At 68.0% G+C, this 15,045-nt stretch carries 13 protein-coding genes; 6 read left to right on the plus strand and 7 right to left on the minus strand.

Going from position 1 to position 15,045, the window contains the following annotated elements:
* Positions 1 to 42: 42 nt before the first annotated feature.
* Both QE363_RS04230 and QE363_RS04235 read right to left on the minus strand, forming a co-directional pair.
* Positions 43 to 1,584: a glycine betaine ABC transporter substrate-binding protein gene (locus QE363_RS04230; protein ID WP_309692243.1), complete on the minus strand. Its 1,542-nt coding sequence runs from the start codon at positions 1,582 to 1,584 to the stop codon at positions 43 to 45.
* Positions 1,581 to 2,351: an ATP-binding cassette domain-containing protein gene (locus QE363_RS04235; protein ID WP_405053208.1), complete on the minus strand. Its 771-nt coding sequence runs from the start codon at positions 2,349 to 2,351 to the stop codon at positions 1,581 to 1,583. Before QE363_RS04235 ends, QE363_RS04230 begins: the two co-directional genes overlap by 4 nt.
* Before the next feature lie 122 nt (positions 2,352 to 2,473).
* Between QE363_RS04235 and glpX the strand changes: the two genes are divergently transcribed.
* Both glpX and QE363_RS04245 read left to right on the plus strand, forming a co-directional pair.
* Positions 2,474 to 3,445, plus strand: a complete 972-nt coding sequence (gene glpX / locus QE363_RS04240; RefSeq protein WP_309692247.1) for a class II fructose-bisphosphatase — start codon at positions 2,474 to 2,476, stop codon at positions 3,443 to 3,445.
* A 186-nt stretch (positions 3,446 to 3,631) separates the two neighbouring features.
* Positions 3,632 to 4,357 (plus strand): CPBP family intramembrane glutamic endopeptidase, encoded by a 726-nt coding sequence (locus QE363_RS04245; protein ID WP_309692250.1) that lies wholly within the window; start codon positions 3,632 to 3,634, stop codon positions 4,355 to 4,357.
* Between the two features lie 144 nt (positions 4,358 to 4,501).
* Here QE363_RS04245 and QE363_RS04250 read toward each other — a convergent pair whose 3' ends face one another.
* Genes QE363_RS04250 through QE363_RS04265 form a run of 4 tightly spaced genes read right to left on the minus strand, consistent with a single transcriptional unit; the run spans position 4,502 to position 8,292 of the window.
* The gene (locus QE363_RS04250; protein ID WP_307102552.1) at positions 4,502 to 5,263 is read right to left on the minus strand and encodes an ABC transporter permease; all 762 of its coding nucleotides are present in this window, start codon (positions 5,261 to 5,263) and stop codon (positions 4,502 to 4,504) included.
* Positions 5,260 to 6,192, minus strand: a complete 933-nt coding sequence (locus tag QE363_RS04255) for an ABC transporter ATP-binding protein (RefSeq protein WP_309692256.1) — start codon at positions 6,190 to 6,192, stop codon at positions 5,260 to 5,262. Before QE363_RS04255 ends, QE363_RS04250 begins: the two co-directional genes overlap by 4 nt.
* A gap of 46 nt (positions 6,193 to 6,238) precedes the next feature.
* A complete protein-coding gene (locus QE363_RS04260) occupies positions 6,239 to 6,946 on the minus strand; it encodes a DsbA family protein (RefSeq protein ID WP_309692258.1) in 708 nt (235 codons plus the stop codon).
* Complete coding sequence (locus QE363_RS04265) at positions 6,943 to 8,292, minus strand: M48 family metalloprotease (protein ID WP_309692263.1); 1,350 nt, start codon at positions 8,290 to 8,292, stop codon at positions 6,943 to 6,945. The genes QE363_RS04260 and QE363_RS04265 overlap by 4 nt, the downstream gene beginning before the upstream one ends.
* 116 nt (positions 8,293 to 8,408) lie before the next feature.
* On the opposite strand from QE363_RS04265, the gene QE363_RS04270 reads away from it, so the two are divergent.
* Together QE363_RS04270 and QE363_RS04275 are read left to right on the plus strand one after the other, a co-directional pair.
* The gene (locus tag QE363_RS04270) at positions 8,409 to 8,822 is read left to right on the plus strand and encodes a hypothetical protein (RefSeq protein WP_309692266.1); all 414 of its coding nucleotides are present in this window, start codon (positions 8,409 to 8,411) and stop codon (positions 8,820 to 8,822) included.
* Positions 8,823 to 9,140: 318 nt separating this feature from the next.
* Positions 9,141 to 10,082 carry an IS110 family transposase gene (locus QE363_RS04275; protein WP_309692269.1) on the plus strand — a complete coding sequence of 314 codons (942 nt, stop codon included), beginning with the start codon at positions 9,141 to 9,143 and terminating at the stop codon, positions 10,080 to 10,082.
* Between the two features lie 76 nt (positions 10,083 to 10,158).
* On the opposite strand, the gene QE363_RS04280 is transcribed toward QE363_RS04275, so the two are convergent.
* Positions 10,159 to 12,813: a ribonuclease E/G gene (locus tag QE363_RS04280; protein WP_309692272.1), complete on the minus strand. Its 2,655-nt coding sequence runs from the start codon at positions 12,811 to 12,813 to the stop codon at positions 10,159 to 10,161.
* Positions 12,814 to 13,299: 486 nt separating this feature from the next.
* Here QE363_RS04280 and QE363_RS04285 point away from each other — a divergent pair, with 486 nt between their 5' ends.
* Both QE363_RS04285 and QE363_RS04290 read left to right on the plus strand, forming a co-directional pair.
* The gene (locus QE363_RS04285; RefSeq protein ID WP_309692274.1) at positions 13,300 to 14,535 is read left to right on the plus strand and encodes an N-acetylmuramoyl-L-alanine amidase; all 1,236 of its coding nucleotides are present in this window, start codon (positions 13,300 to 13,302) and stop codon (positions 14,533 to 14,535) included.
* Between the two features lie 70 nt (positions 14,536 to 14,605).
* Positions 14,606 to 15,034, plus strand: coding sequence for a hypothetical protein (locus QE363_RS04290; protein ID WP_309692277.1), 429 nt, complete (start codon positions 14,606 to 14,608; stop codon positions 15,032 to 15,034).
* Positions 15,035 to 15,045: the final 11 nt, after the last annotated feature.

Genomic DNA, 15,045 nt, shown 5'->3' on the forward strand with positions numbered 1-15,045 from the left:
TCTTCTCTGCTTCGCGGCATCGCGGCTTCGCGTGAACCCAAACTACAAACCGACCCGCTCCGCCAGCCAGCGCGCCGCAGCCTCCGGGCTTTCCTTGGCCGCGTCATCCCGGTCGACACGATAATTCGCCTCGCGCATCGCCTCGACCGGAATCCGGTTCAGCATCGGCCGCAGCGCCTCTACGAATGTCGCATCCGCCGCCCGGTCCTTCGCCACCAGCAGCACCGCGTCATACCCCGGTATCGCGCGCTTCGGATCGCCCAGCACCACCAGCCGGTCCGCCGCGATTCGCCCGTCCGAAGAGAAAGCGGAGATCACATCCGCCCGCCCGCTTTCCAGCGCGCGGTACATGAAGGTCGGGCTGTACGGCGTCTGCCCGGCGAAGCGCAGGCCATAGGCATCGCGCACCGCCGCCCATTCGGGGCGGTCGAGAAATTCCAGGTCGCTGCCCAGCTTCAGTCGGGGCGCCACACGGCCCAGATCGGCGAGCGACCGCACCCCCAGCCGCTGCGCGACCGGGGCCTTCATCGCAAAGGCATAGGCATTCTCGAACCCCAGCGGCCCCAGCATCGCCACATCGCGCGTCGCGGCCCATTGCTGGAGCGTGCCCAGCATGGCGGCGCGGGGCGGCGAATCCTGCCGGTGCATCGCGGTGGTCCACAGCGTGCCCGCATAATCGACATAGACGTCGACCCGGCCCCCCGCCGTCGCCTCGAACGCCACCGCCGAGCCCAGCCCGTCGCGATAACTGACCGAATAGCCCGCACGGGTCAGCCGGTCGCCGATCAGGCGCGCCAGGATATATTGCTCGGAAAAATTCTTCGCGCCGATCACCACCTCGCGCCGCTGTTGCGAGCCGCGCGGCCATAGCGGCTGCGTTGCCAGCGCACAGCCCAGCGCCAGCGCGATCAGCCCGCCGATCCACAGGCCCTTCCGCCGCCTCGCCAGCCCGCGCTCGATCAACCCGATCAGCGCGTCCACCCCCAGCGCCAGCGCGGCGGCGGCGACGCAGCCCGCCAGCACCAGAGCCCATGCCTGGGTCTGGAGCCCGGCAAAGATCATGTCGCCCAACGAGGGCTGGCCGACCGTCGTCGACAGGGTCGCCGCGCCGATCGTCCAGACCGCCGCCGTCCGGATTCCCGCCGCCAGCACCGGCGCGACCAGCGGCGCCTCGACCAGCCGCAGCTTCTGCGCGCGGGTCATCCCGACCGCATCGGCCGCCTGCAACACCGCCGGATCGAGCCCGGTCAGCCCCGTCACGCCGTTGCGCAGGATCGGCAGCAGCGCATAGAGCGTCAGCGCCAGCAGCGAGGGCAAGAAGCCCAGCGCCGGTATCCCACCGCCGACCAGCCCGGACAGGCTGAGCAGTACTGGATAGAAGAGCGCGAGCAGCGCCAGCGCCGGAATGGTCTGGACCAGACTGGCGAATCCGAGCGCGGCCCGCGACAGCCCCGGCCGCCGCGCGCATGCAAAGGCCAGCGGCACCGCGATGACGATCCCAAGCAGCAGCGCGGCCATGCTGACCGTGACATGATGCGCGAGCAGCGGCGGCACGCGGTCCAGCGCGTCGAGAAAGGCGCTCATCGCGCGAGCGCCGCCAGCCGTTCGGCCTGGTGCCGGGGAACCGCCATCAGCGCCTGCGCGACCGTGCCGCCCTGGCCCGCGACCAGTTCCGCCGGGGTGGCGTCGGCGACGATCCGCCCCTGGTCCATCACCAATATGCGGTCGGCGGTCAGCAGCGCCTCGGCCATGTCATGAGTGACGAGCAGGGTCGTCAGCCCCAGCCGCGCATGCAGCTCCCCCAGCCGCCCGGCCAGCGCGTCGCGTGTCACCGGGTCGAGCGCGCCCAGCGCCTCGTCGAGCAGCAGGATCGGCGGCTCGGTCGCCAGCGCGCGGGCGATCGCGACCCGCTGGCGCTGGCCGCCCGACAGCGCGTCGGGCATCCGCCCGGCCAGTTCGCGGGGCAGGTCGACCAGATCGAGCAGTTCGCCCACGCGATCCCCCACCGGCCGCCCCGCGATGCGCAGCCCGATCGCGATATTGGCGGCGACCGTCATGTGCGGGAACAGGCCGTGCTGCTGGAAGACATAGCCGATCCGCCGCCGCCATTCGGGCGCGGGCCGCGCGCCGGCATCCTCTCCATCGATGGTGACGCGGCCCATATCGGGCGTCTCCAGCCGGTTGATCATCCGCAGCAGCGTCGACTTGCCCGATCCCGACGCCCCGACCAGCGCGACGAAGCTGCCCCGCGCGACGGTCAGCGAAACCCGGTCCACCGCCGCAACCGATCCGTAGCGGCGGCTGACATCGGTCAGGTCAATCATGGGGGCGGCGGGGGATGGCATCGGCATGTCCAACGCAGGGTCGACCGTTTCCGCCCCACCGTCCATCGCCTTTCGCTCTGTTCGTGGGGAACGAGACGCGGTATGGCATGTAAAACATGTTCAACAAAGTGCCGCGTCAGGAGAGCCCCATGAACACTATCCCGCAGCCCGCCAGCCATGTGCTGGACCGTGTCCTCGTCCTCGAAATGGTCCGCGTGACCGAGGCGGCGGCGATCGCCGCCTCGACGCTGGTCGGGCGCGGTGACGAGAAGGCGGCGGACGCGGCGGCGGTCGAGGCGATGCGCGCCGCGCTCAACGAGCTGGAGATGGACGGCACCGTCGTCATCGGCGAGGGCGAGCGCGACGAGGCCCCGATGCTGTTCATCGGCGAGAAGGTCGGCACCGGCCATGGTCCGGAGATCGACATCGCGCTCGACCCGCTGGAGGGCACGACGATTTGCGCCAAGGCGGGGCCCAACAGCCTGGCGGTGCTGGCGATCGCCGAGAAGGGCCATCTGCTCAACGCGCCCGACGTCTATATGGACAAGATCGCGGTCGGCCCCGGCTATCCGGCGGGCATCATCGATCTGGACCGCAGCGCCAGCGAGAATATCCGTGCCATCGCCGAGGCCAAGGGGGTGAAGCCCGGCGACATCGTGGTCTGCGTGCTCGACCGGCCGCGTCACGAGACGCTGATCGCCGAGCTGCGGTCGCTGGGCTGCGGGGTGGTGCTGATCGGCGATGGCGACGTGGCGGGGGTGATCGCGACGACCGATCCGGACACGACGATCGACGTCTATATGGGTTCTGGCGGCGCGCCGGAGGGGGTGCTGGCCTGCGCGGCGTTGCGGTGCGTCGGCGGGCAGTTCAAGGGGCGGCTGCTGTTCCGCAACGATGCCGAGCGGGCGCGGGCGTATAAATGGGGCGTGACCGATCTCGACAAGCAATATGACCTGACCGAGCTGGCGCAGGGCGACTGCATCTTCGCGGCGACCGGCGTGACCGACGGCTCGCTGCTGGCGGGGGTCAAGCGGCGGCCCAAGGTGATGACGACCGAGAGCGTGGTCATGCGCGCCTCGTCGGGCACGGTGCGCTGGGTCAAGGGGCAGCACCGGCTGTGATCTGCCAGGTTGATCGTCTTTCCGACGACGTAGCGCCGTGACCTTCCCACCCGCGCCGTTCAGCCTGAGCGAAGTCGAAGGCCATGGGATAAGCGTGGCCAAGCCGCGTACGCCGGGCGTGCGCTTCGACTTCGCTCAGCGCGAACGGATGGGTGAGGCACGATCGGCTATGGAAGGGCAATGGTCATGATGTCGCCCATTCTAGCCGCCCTGCTGCTGCTCGCCGCGCTGGGCGGCGTCTGGTGGTTCCAGAAGGGCGATCTGGGCGAATATCGGCGGTTCAAGGCGCTGAACGACGGTCATTCGCGGCGGATGCGCTTCCGGTTGTGGCTGGTGCGTGCGGCGCTGGTCTTCCTGGTGCCGGTGGGAATCGGTCTGGCGCTGCTTGGGCGGCTGGTGGCGCTGGTCACCATGCCGGGCGAGTTCGCACCCCTATCCGCGCTGCTGCCCTCGGTCCTTGCCAGCGACGACGGGGCGTTGGGGTTGTTGCTGGGCGGCGCGGTGGGTGGGCTCGCCATGGGGGCGGTGCTGGCGCGCGTGTTGAAGCGCCGGCCGCTGGGCGATGTCTCCGCGCTGCTGCCGCGTGACCGGCGCGAGCTGAAATATGCCGCCGCGCTCAGCGCCATGGCCGGGGTGAGCGAGGAAGCGTTTTTTCGCCTCTATCTGCCGCTGCTGATCGCGGCGCTGACCGGACAGGCCTGGATCGGCTTCGTCGCCTCGCTGGTGCTGTTCGGGGCGATGCACCGCTATCAGGGCTGGGCGGGAATTCTCGCCACCACCGCGCTGGGGGCGGTGATGACGGGGCTGTACCTGATGACCGGCAGCCTGTGGGTCGTGATGCTGGTCCACGCGCTGGTCGATCTGAACGGCCTAGTGGTGACGCCGTGGCTGGGCGGGGCACTCAAAAGATAACCTGCTCCCCGGCGAAGGCCGGGGCTAACGCAACGTTCATGGTGCGTCGAAACGGCGAGGGGGTGGCCCATGTCCCGCATCCTCGACAACCCACCGCAACTGGCCCCGGCCTTCGCCGGGGAACAGATAGGTTTCAGGCCGCGCTCAATTCTTCAGCCGCCAGCCGGTGCGGAAGATCCAGCCGATCCACGCCAGGCACGCCAGCAGGAACAGCCCCGTCACCCCCAGGCTGACCGTCGGGGCCACGTCCGACGTGCCGAAAAAGGTCCAGCGAAAGCCGTTGATCAGATACACGACCGGATTGAACAGCGTCACGGTCCGCCACGGCTCGGGCAGGATCGTCACCGAGTAGAAGGCGCCGCCCAGAAAGGTCAGCGGCGTGACGATCAGCAGCGGGATGACCTGCAACTGCTCGAACCCGCGCGCCCAGATGCCGATCGCGAAGCCGAACAGCGAGAAGGTCGTCGCGACCAGCAACAGGTAAAAGATCATCGCCACCGGATGCAGGATCGACAGATCGACGAACAGATAGGCGGTCGCCAGGATCACCAGCCCGATCACCATCGACTTGCTCGCCGCCGCGCCGACATAGCCCAGCACCGTCTCGATCGGCGACAAGGGTGCGGACAGGATCTCGTACATCGTCCCGGTGAATTTAGGCATGTAGATGCCCAGGCTGGCGTTCAGGATACTTTCCGAAAAGATCGACAGCAGCATCAGCCCCGGCACGATGAATGCGCCGTACGGCACGCCCGAAACCTGATTCATCGCAGAGCCGATCGCGGTACCGAACACCACGAAGTACAGCGTCGTGGTGATGACCGGCACCATCAGGCTGGTCCACACGGTCCGCCGGAACCGCGCCATTTCGAAGCGATAGATCGCCCATATGCCATGCAGGTTCATGCGCGCGTCCCCTCGACCAGATCGACGAAAATATCCTCCAGCGAGGATTTGTAGGTTTCCAGATCGACGAACCCGATCCCCATCTCGCCCAGCATTCGCAGGAGCGAGGGGATGCCGGTATGCTCGGCGCGCGCGTCGAAGATGTAGCGCAGGCGGCGCCCTTCATCCTCCAGCGTCAATTCCCATTCCGCCAGCGCGGCGGGGATCGCCGCCATCGGCTCGGCCAGCGTCAGCACCATTTCGCGCTTGCCGAGCTTCTTCATCATCTCGGCCTTTTCCTCGACCAGAAGAAGCTGGCCCTTGGCGATCACGCCCACCCGGTCGGCCATCTCCTCGGCCTCCTCGATATAATGGGTGGTCAGGATGATGGTGACGCCACGTTCCCGCAGGCGGTGGACCAGCTTCCACATGTCGCGGCGCAGTTCGACATCGACGCCCGCGGTGGGTTCGTCGAGGAACAGCAGGTCGGGTTCGTGGGCGAGCGCCTTTGCGATCAGCACCCGGCGCTTCATGCCACCCGACAATTCCATCAGCTTGGCATGGCGCTTGTCCCAGAGCGACAGGTCGCGGAGCACCTGCTCGACATAAGCAGGGTTGGGCGCGCGACCGAACAGGCCCCGGCTGAAATTCACCGTGTCGATGACCCGCTCGAACATGTCGACCGACAATTCCTGCGGCACCAACCCGACTTTCCGCCGCGCGCCCTTGTAATCGCGTAGCGCGTCATGCCCGTCGACCCGGATCGTACCCGCAGATGGCGTGACGATGCCGCAGACGATCGAAATCAGCGTCGTCTTGCCCGCGCCATTGGGGCCGAGCAGCGCGAAGATCTCGCCGCGCCGGATGGTCAGGTCGACCGGATGCAGCGCGGTAACGCCGCTTTTATAGGTCTTCGTCACCCCCTGGATGGACAGGATCGGGTCGGTCATGCGGCAGTCCCCCGTATTTGGCCCCCGTTGGAAGACTGCCGCTTTATCAACCGTTTCGCGCGTCGGCGATGGCCTTTTGCAATTGTTCGATCGGCAGCGCGCCCGACAGGACGCGGTTGCCGACGATCCAGCTGGGCGTACCGTTCAGGCCCAGGCGACTCGCCGCCTCCATGTTGCGTGCGATCTCGGCATCGGCCTGGGGCTGGAAGGCGGCGAGCTTGGTCGTGTCGACCCCGGCCGCCTTGGCCGCCGCCGCGATCGTCGCGTCGCTGACCGGCCCTCCGGCATAGAGCGCGTCGTGGAACGCCTGGAACTTGCCCTGCGACGCGGCGAGCAGGCTCATCCGCGCCGCCGCCCGGCTGGACGGCGCCAGGATCGGCAGCTCGCGATAGACGATGCGCAGTTTCGGATCGGCCTCGACCAGCTGCTTGAGCAGCGGCAGGCTGGCCCGGCAATAGCCGCAATTATAGTCATAGAATTCGACCAGCGTGACATCGCCCTTGGGATTGCCGGAATAGGCGTTGCCGAACGGCTTGGTCAGGTCGCCGCCGATCGCCGCCACCGCCTTGCCCTGTTCACGGTCCTGAAGCCGCTGCATCGCCTCCGGAATCACCTCGGGATGGTCCAGCAGATAAGCGCGCACCGCCTCGCCCGAGGCACCGTGCGGCGCGGCCAGCTGCTGGATGCCGATCGCGGCGCCGCCACCGATCAGGCCGCCGATCACCGCGACGGCGGCCAAGGCCTTCATGCTCATTTGCGGCGCTTCTTCTTGGAACTGGCGGCGGCGTCGGCAGAGGTCATCGCGATATCCTGCGCCCGAATCCATTCGGACGTATTGGGGGTGAGATTGGCCATCGCATAGCGGGCGCTCTGGATGGCGGTGCGGGTGTCGCCCATCATGCTGGCCCGCTCGGCGGTGGCGAGCGCGGCGCGCGGCTCGTCGCCCAGCTGTTCATAGGCGGTGCCGAGCTGAATCCAGGCGAAGGGATTGTCGTCGTCGCGCTGCACCGCGACCTTCAGCACCTTCACCGCCTCGGCCAGATGGCGCTTGTCCTCGGTCGCGATCAGCGCATGGCCGAAGGTCGTGGCGATCAGCGCATTCTGCCCCGACCCCATGGTCGCGGCGCGAAGCGGGGCCAGCGCCTCTTCGGGCTTGCCCGATTCGAGCAGGATCTGGCCCTGGATTTCCTCGAAATAGGGATCGTGCGGGTCACGCGCGATCAGCGCATCGGCCTCCGCCTCGGCTTTGTCGGGGTATCCCGCCTTGTGATAGGCATAGGCGCGCGCATAATGCGCATAGACCGACTGGTCGCTGACCGGATATTTGATCAGCGTCGCCTCGGGCGTGGCGACATAGCCCAGCAGCTTGGCCTTCACCCGCAGGAAGCGTTCCTGCAATTTCGCGTCGACCGGCTTGTTCCAGGCGGGGGCGGCCTGGAGATCGGCGGTGAGCGCCTGGATGCGGTCGGCCGATAGCGGGTGGGTCTGCGCGAAGGGATCGATATTGGTGTAGCCGTACCGATATTGCTGGTTCTGCAACTTCTTGAAAAAGCTAAGCATCCCCTTGCCGGTGATCCCGGCGGTGGTCAGGTATCGCGCGCCCGCCGCGTCGGCGCTGGATTCCTGCGTGCGGCTGAACGCCAGCACCTTGCCCATCGCGGCCTGCTGTCCCGCCGCCATGATCCCCGCGCCCGCCTCGCCGCCGCCCGCCGCCATCGCGGCCAGCCCCAGCACCATCGAGAGCAGGTACATGCCCATGGCGGGCTTCATCGCGGCATCGCCCAGCACGACATGGCCGTCGGCGATATGGCCCAGCTCGTGCGCGACGACGCCCTGGACCTCGTTCACATTGTCCGCCGCCTGGATCAGCCCCGAATGGACATAGACGATCTGGCCGCCCGCCACGAAGGCGTTGATCGAATCGTCGTTGATCAGGACGATCTTCACGTCGCGCGGCGACAGCCCCGCCGCCTTGATCAGCGGCGCAGACATGTCGGCGAACAGCGTCTCGGTCTCCGCATCGCGCAGGATCGACTGCGCGGCGGCCGGTTGGGCCCAGAGCAGGGCGGTGGCGGCGAAGGCGGCGATCAGGCGCTTCATGATATCCTCTATCGTCGGGTCGGGCCCCGCGCACAACCGGCTTTGCAGGCGCGGATGCGATGGATAGCCTCTGGCAGCGCATGGCTGAACGCCGGGCGAACGAAAGGGGAGACGGGATGGTGGCGATGACGATCGACGAACGACCCGCGCCGGTGACGGTGCGACAGGGCCTGCCACCCTGCCGGATTCGGGCCAGCGGTGCGGAAATCCGGCGGATCGCCGACCTGCCCGCCTCCGTCGCCGCTGCGATGGACGCGGCGGCCGGGGGTGTCGTGGCCGAGGCGGGACAGCCCTTCCATGCCACCGACATCGCGCACCGCGATGCGCCGCCGGGGGTCCGCTTCCTGCGCGCCTATCGGGTGCGCGACCTGTGGCTGGTCTGGGTGGAGCGCGGCGGGATCGCGCATCGTTACGATGTGTTGGGGTTCCGGGGCGCGCCGCATGGCATGGTGGCGGCGGTTCCGACGAATCCGGGCCGGATGGGGCTATGCGCCGCGTCGCGCAGGCTGGCGGCGGCGGAGCGGGGATAGGGCGGGGCGGCATGGCTTCCGGTGGTCGTCTTGCCACCCTCACCCTTCCCACCCGCTGACGCGGGCGGGCCCCTTCCCTCTCCCGGTGGGAGAGGGAGGGAGGCGCGGAGCGCCGGAAGGGTGAGGGTGGCGCCCGAACCGTAGCGTCCACCCCCCCTGTCTGATGTGATGCTGGTATGAAGGTGTTGCGGAAGGGAGCCCGTCCCCCCCGAGGGTCTGGAGCCCGATAGGGAGCAAGGGTCCCTTCCGCGTTGGTCACAACCCTGAACAGTTGCTTGGGACTGCTGATCCCGCACGACATGGACAGGAGCCTATACCATGCCACAAGCCGTCATCGGCTGCGACCTTTCGCGTGCTCTCATCGACATTTGCGAACTGCCATCCGGTCGGATCGGGCAGATCGCCAATACACCGGATGCCATCGACGCCTGGCTCGACACGCTCGACCATGATGTCCGTGTCGTCTTCGAAGCCACCAGCGGCTGCGACGGCGAGTTGATCGCAGCGCTTGCGATGCGCAGCCATCCCTTCTCACGCGTCAATCCGCGCCAAGCGCGCGAGTTCGCCCGGGCCACCGGCACGCTGGCCAAGACCGACCGCGTCGACGCCCGTATTCTGGCGCAGATGGGCGCGGCGCTGAACCTGCCGGCTACCATCCCGCTCAGCCCGGCGCGTTCCCGCCTGGCCGATTTCCTGCGCCGCCGCAGGCAGTTGGTCGACATGCGAAAAGCCGAAAAGCTGCATCGCCATAGCGCTGGCCAGCCCGACATCGCCCGGGCCATCGAGGCTATGATCGACATGCTCGGCCAGCAGATTGCCGAGCTCGACCGACAGATCGCAGGCTTCATCGCCCAGGATCACGCCCTGTCCGAACAGGCCCTGTCCGAACAGGCCCGGCTGCTGACGGCCGTTCCCGGCATCGGACCCACCGTCCTCGCCACCCTGCTCGGCGAACTTCCCGAACTCGGCACGCTGTGCCGCCGCAAGATCGCCTCGCTCGCAGGCCTTGCCCCCCACGCCCGCGAAAGCGGGACATGGCGCGGTGCCAGGCGCATTTGGGGCGGTCGACGAAAAGTCCGAGAAGCCCTCTACATCGCCGCCCTCAATGCCTCACGGCGTATCCCCGTCCTCACCGCCATGCGCGACAGGATGCGTGCCAAGGGCAAGGCGCCGAAAACCATCCTCATCGCCGTCGCCAGACAACTCCTCGTCATCCTCAACGCCATGATCCGCAAGCGACAGCCTATCGCTCTCGCATGATCATCACAGTTGCCCCCACAAAAACGCCCTCCTTCCGCCGGGGAAGGAGGGCGTCTTCGCGTTCAGGGCTCGGCGATCAGGCGCCGAAGGTCCGCTGCCACCAGCCGCGACGCGGGGTTTCGCCCGTGGCGGCGTCCGGCTCGGCGGTCGGGGCCGGTTCCTCGGCGGTCACGGCTTCGGCCTCGACGGGGGCTTCCTCGGCGACCGGCTCGGCGGCTGCCTTGGGGGCGGCCTTCTTGCGGGTGCGCTTGGGCTTGGCCGGGGCTTCCGCCTCGGCGGCGGCGGGGGCCTCCTCGGCGACCGGCTCGGCGGCTGCCTTGGGGGCGGCCTTCTTGCGGGTGCGCTTGGGCTTGGCGGGGGCTTCCGCCTCGACCTCGGCGACCGGGGCGTCCGCCGCCGGAGCTTCTTCGGCCACCGGCGCCTCGACCGTTTCGCTCACCACCGGCGCGGCCTTGCGGGCGCGCGGGCGACGACGGGTCTTGGGCGCGATTTCCGCCTCGGCCTCGGCCACCGCCAGCGGCGTGGTCACGGGGGCGGCATCGCCCGCCTCGATCGGCTCCTCGATGGTCAGCGGCGTTTCGGCCGCATCGTCATCGCCCTCGGCGACCGTTTCGGCACCGGCGTCGGCCGCAACCTCGGTCGCGCCGCCGTCCTGGCGACGGCCACCGCGACGGCCGCGACGGCCACGACGGCGGCGACCGCCTTCGCGGGGTTCGCCGGATTCGGTCTCGGCCTCGGTCGCCTCGACGGCTTCGGCGGCGTTCTCCTCGCCTTCCTCGGCCTCATCGGATTCGGCTTCCTCGATCGCCTCGGCACCTTCGCCCTGCTCGGCCTCGCCACGGTTGCGGCGACCACGACGGCGGCGGCGACGCTTGCGACCGCCTTCGCCTTCCTCGCGGGGCTCGCGCGGCGCGGCGGCTTCGGTGGCCTCCTCCTCGACCTCGTCCTCTTCTTCCTCCTCGATCTCGTCGATCAGATCGTCCTCATCCTCCTCGACGGGCAGGAGCGTGTCGATCTTGGGGGCATAGGCGGGCGGCGGGCCGGAGGCCTCGACCGTCATGCGCGCACCCTCTTCCTCGCGATCCGGGATGATCTCGACGGTGACGCCGTAGCGATCCTCGATCTCGGCGATGTCCGCGCGCTTGCGGTTCAGCACATAGATGGCGGCTTCCTGGCTGGCGCGCAGCGTCAGGATCGAGCCGCGACCGCGTGCGGCCTCGTCCTCGATCAGGCGCAGCGCCGACAGGCCTGAGGACGAGGCGGTGCGGACCAGGCCGGTGCCCTCGCAATGCGGGCAGGGGCGGGTGGACGCTTCGAGTACGCCGGTGCGCAGCCGCTGGCGGCTCATCTCCATCAGGCCGAAGGACGAGATGCGGCCGACCTGGATACGGGCGCGATCGTTCTTCAGCGCCTCCTTCATCGCCTTCTCGACCTTCCGGACATTGGAGTTGTTGTCCATGTCGATGAAGTCGATGACGACGAGGCCCGCCATGTCGCGCAGACGCAGCTGGCGCGCGATTTCCTGCGCGGCTTCCAGGTTGGTCGCGGTCGCGGTCTGCTCGATATTATGCTCGCGGGTCGAACGGCCGGAGTTGATGTCGATCGACACCAGCGCCTCGGTCGGGTTGATGACCAGATAGCCGCCCGACTTCAGCTGCACGACCGGATTGTACATCGCGGCGAGCTGATCCTCGACATGCGCGCGCTGGAACAGCGGCACGGCGTCGGCATATTGCTTCACCCGGCGGGCATGGGCGGGCATCAGCAGGCGCATGAAGTCCTTCGCCTGGCGATAGCCTTCCTCGCCCTCGACGATCACTTCCTCGATCTCGCGGTTGTAGATGTCGCGGATCGCGCGCTTGATCAGGTCGCTGTCGCCATAGATCAGCGCGGGCGCCGACGAATGCAGCGTCTTTTCGCGGATGCCGTCCCACAGGCGCGCCAGATAGTCGAAGTCGCGCTTGATCTCGGTCTTGGTCCGCTGGAGCCCGGCGGTGCGGACGATGCAGCCCATGGTCGAGGGCAGCGCCATGTCGGCCATGATGGTCTTCAGGCGCTTGCGGTCGGCCGCGTTCGAGATCTTCCGGCTGATGCCGCCGCCATGCGACGTGTTGGGCATCAGCACGCAGTAGCGACCCGCCAGCGACAGGTAGGTGGTCAGCGCCGCGCCCTTGTTGCCGCGCTCTTCCTTGACGATCTGGACCAGCAGCACCTGGCGGCGATGGATGACGTCCTGGATCTTGTAGCGGCGGCGCAGATTCTGGCGACGCTGGCGCAGCGCCTCGACCTGGTCGTCATTGACGGTCGACTTGCGCGCGCGCGGGGCGGCCTCGCCGTCCTCGTCGTCGTGATGGTCGTCGGCGTGATCGTCATGATCGTCGCCGTCGTGATCCTCGTCATCCTCGGCGTCGAGCTCGGCGCGCAGCGCGGCCTCTTCGGCGGCATGCTCGGCCTCTTCGCGGAGCAGGGCTTCGCGGTCTTCCTTGGGGATCTGGTAATAGTCGGGATGGATTTCCGAAAAGGCCAGGAAGCCGTGACGGTTGCCACCGTAATCGACGAACGCCGCCTGCAGCGACGGTTCGACGCGGGTCACCTTGGCGAGGTAGATATTGCCCTTGAGCTGCTTGCGCTCGGCCGACTCGAAGTCGAATTCCTCGATCCGGTTACCCTTGACGACCGCCACGCGGGTTTCTTCCCGGTGGCGTGCGTCGATCAGCATACGCGTGGTCATTATGAAGTCTCCACGCGCGCGTCGGGCCCGGTGGCAGCCGTCGCGCGCGGTAAATAAGGTGGGCGGCGGCGCGGGGCGCCGGTCCGCTGGAAAAAACGGAATGCGTGTCGGCCGCAGCCGCAGCGCCGGCAACGGGGCCGGTGCGGATCCACGACACCGCGTTCCCGCCGGCATGGGCCGGTCGGACTGCGGGGTGGATCATATGCGTCATGCGAGCGTCAACCTGGTTGGCCCTGGCGCGAAAGCCTTCGCGTTCCCGGCCCTTGATGGATGGCCCCGCCCCGATCGTGGGAGAGGTGATCGGGGTCGGGGTCCACCGGATTGCTAGCATCATCGGAACGTTTGCGCAACAGGCGGAAAACTGCCGATTCTCCCGGCCAGAAAATGCCGAATTGCCGGTTAACCATGCGTGGAAAGGCTGGATACAGCTGCGCGGCGTTACCCCCGAATGTCGATCGACCGATCGCCGAAAAGGGTTTTGGGGTGATGGCTTTTCGCTGGACCAGCGGCCGGCGGGCGCGGCATGTACGCCGCGTCGTGTTGATGCTGATCGCTTTTCTGATGGGGGTGTTCGCGCCGGCCGGTGCGTGGGCCGCCACGATTCGCAAGGTCGTGGTGCGCGGCGCGCAGGTGATCATCCGGTTCGATACACCCGTCAAGCGCGCGCGCAGCGTCATGCTGGACGAGCCGCGGCGCGTGTCGATCGACGTGACCGGCGCCTCGCCCAACGCGCTGGCGGTGCGCGAAGGGGTGGTGCGCGGCCTGACCCAGCGGCGAATCAAGCCCGACGTCACCCGCCTGGATTTCGACCTGGCGGAGAATGCGACGATCTTCGACGGCGGCTTCGACGATGACGGGCGGCAATTGTCGCTGACCCTGAAGCCGGTGCGCCAGGGCTATACCCAGGCGAGCTTCGCTGGCGCGCTCGACTTCTTTCCCTTCCATTTCCAGCGCAAGCCCACCTATGCGCTGTCGGTGCCGGTCCCGGCGGCGACGCGCACTTTGCCGCTGCCACGGGTCAAGGGCGCCGACGACCGCCCGCTGGTGGTGATCGATGCGGGGCATGGCGGGGTCGATCCCGGCGCGATCAATCCGCAGACGGGCCTGCGCGAAAAGGATGTGACGCTCGCCATCGCCAAGGCGATTCGCGATACGCTGGTGGCATCGGGCCGGGTCCGCGCGGCGCTGACCCGCGAGGACGACCGCTATATCCTGCACCGCGAACGCTATAATATCGCGCGGCGGCTGCATGCCGACTTGTTCATCTCGATCCATTGCGACAGCGCGGGCGCGGGCGAGGCGCGCGGGGCCACCGCCTATACCCTGTCCGACGTCGCCTCCGACAAGGAGGCCGCGCGGCTGGCGGCGCGCGAGAACAAGGCGGACGTGATCGCGGGCGTCGATCTGGGCGGGAACAGCGACGTATCCTCGATCCTGATCGACCTGACCCAGCGCGAGACGATGAACGCCTCGGCCAGCTTCGCGCGCCTGCTGGGCCGCGAGGCGCAGCCGCTGATCCCGGTCAAGCCGGTCTTCCACCGCATGGCCTCGCTGATGGTGCTCAAGGCGCCCGACATGCCCTCGATCCTGTTCGAGACGGGCTATATCTCGAACATGCAGGACGCGGCGTTCCTGGCCAGCAAGGACGGGCAGAAGCGGATCGCGCAGGCGGTGCTCCAGGCGGTCGAGGTGCATTTCGCGCGGCGGATGGCATCGCGCTGAGCCCACCGGAGATCGGGGTGAACCCGTCCGGCAACACTCGTTAAACTTTTGCGGTTAGGGTCATTTTCCAATGACCGAATATGTAGAACAGCTTGAGGGGCAGTATCGGCGCACGACGGAGCAGCTGGCCCTGTATCGCCGCGCCTGCGCGTCGCCGGTGCTGGACCTGGCCGCGCTGTGCGCCGCCCGGCACGGCCTGCTTTCCGCCAGCACCGCGCGCGCCAAATTCCTCCAGACGGAAATCTATCCGCTGATCCTGCGCGGCCAGGGCGATGCCTTTGCGGCCCGCATCGAGGAACTCGACAGGGATCTGGCCGTCAAGCGGCGGCTGTCGAGCGGACATATCGCACAGTGGTCGACGGCGGCGGTGCAGGCGGATTGGCCGGGCTATAAGGTGGCTTCGGCGCAAATCGTTCGTCTGGTGGAGACGCGCCTGACGCTCGAGAAAGCGGTCATCCTGCCCGCGCTTCGCACGCTGGCGATGCGGCGCGTGGCGTAACGGGCGCGACC

It is taken from the genome of Sphingomonas sp. SORGH_AS_0870, assembly GCF_031453175.1.
Classification (GTDB): Bacteria; Pseudomonadota; Alphaproteobacteria; order Sphingomonadales; family Sphingomonadaceae; genus Sphingomonas.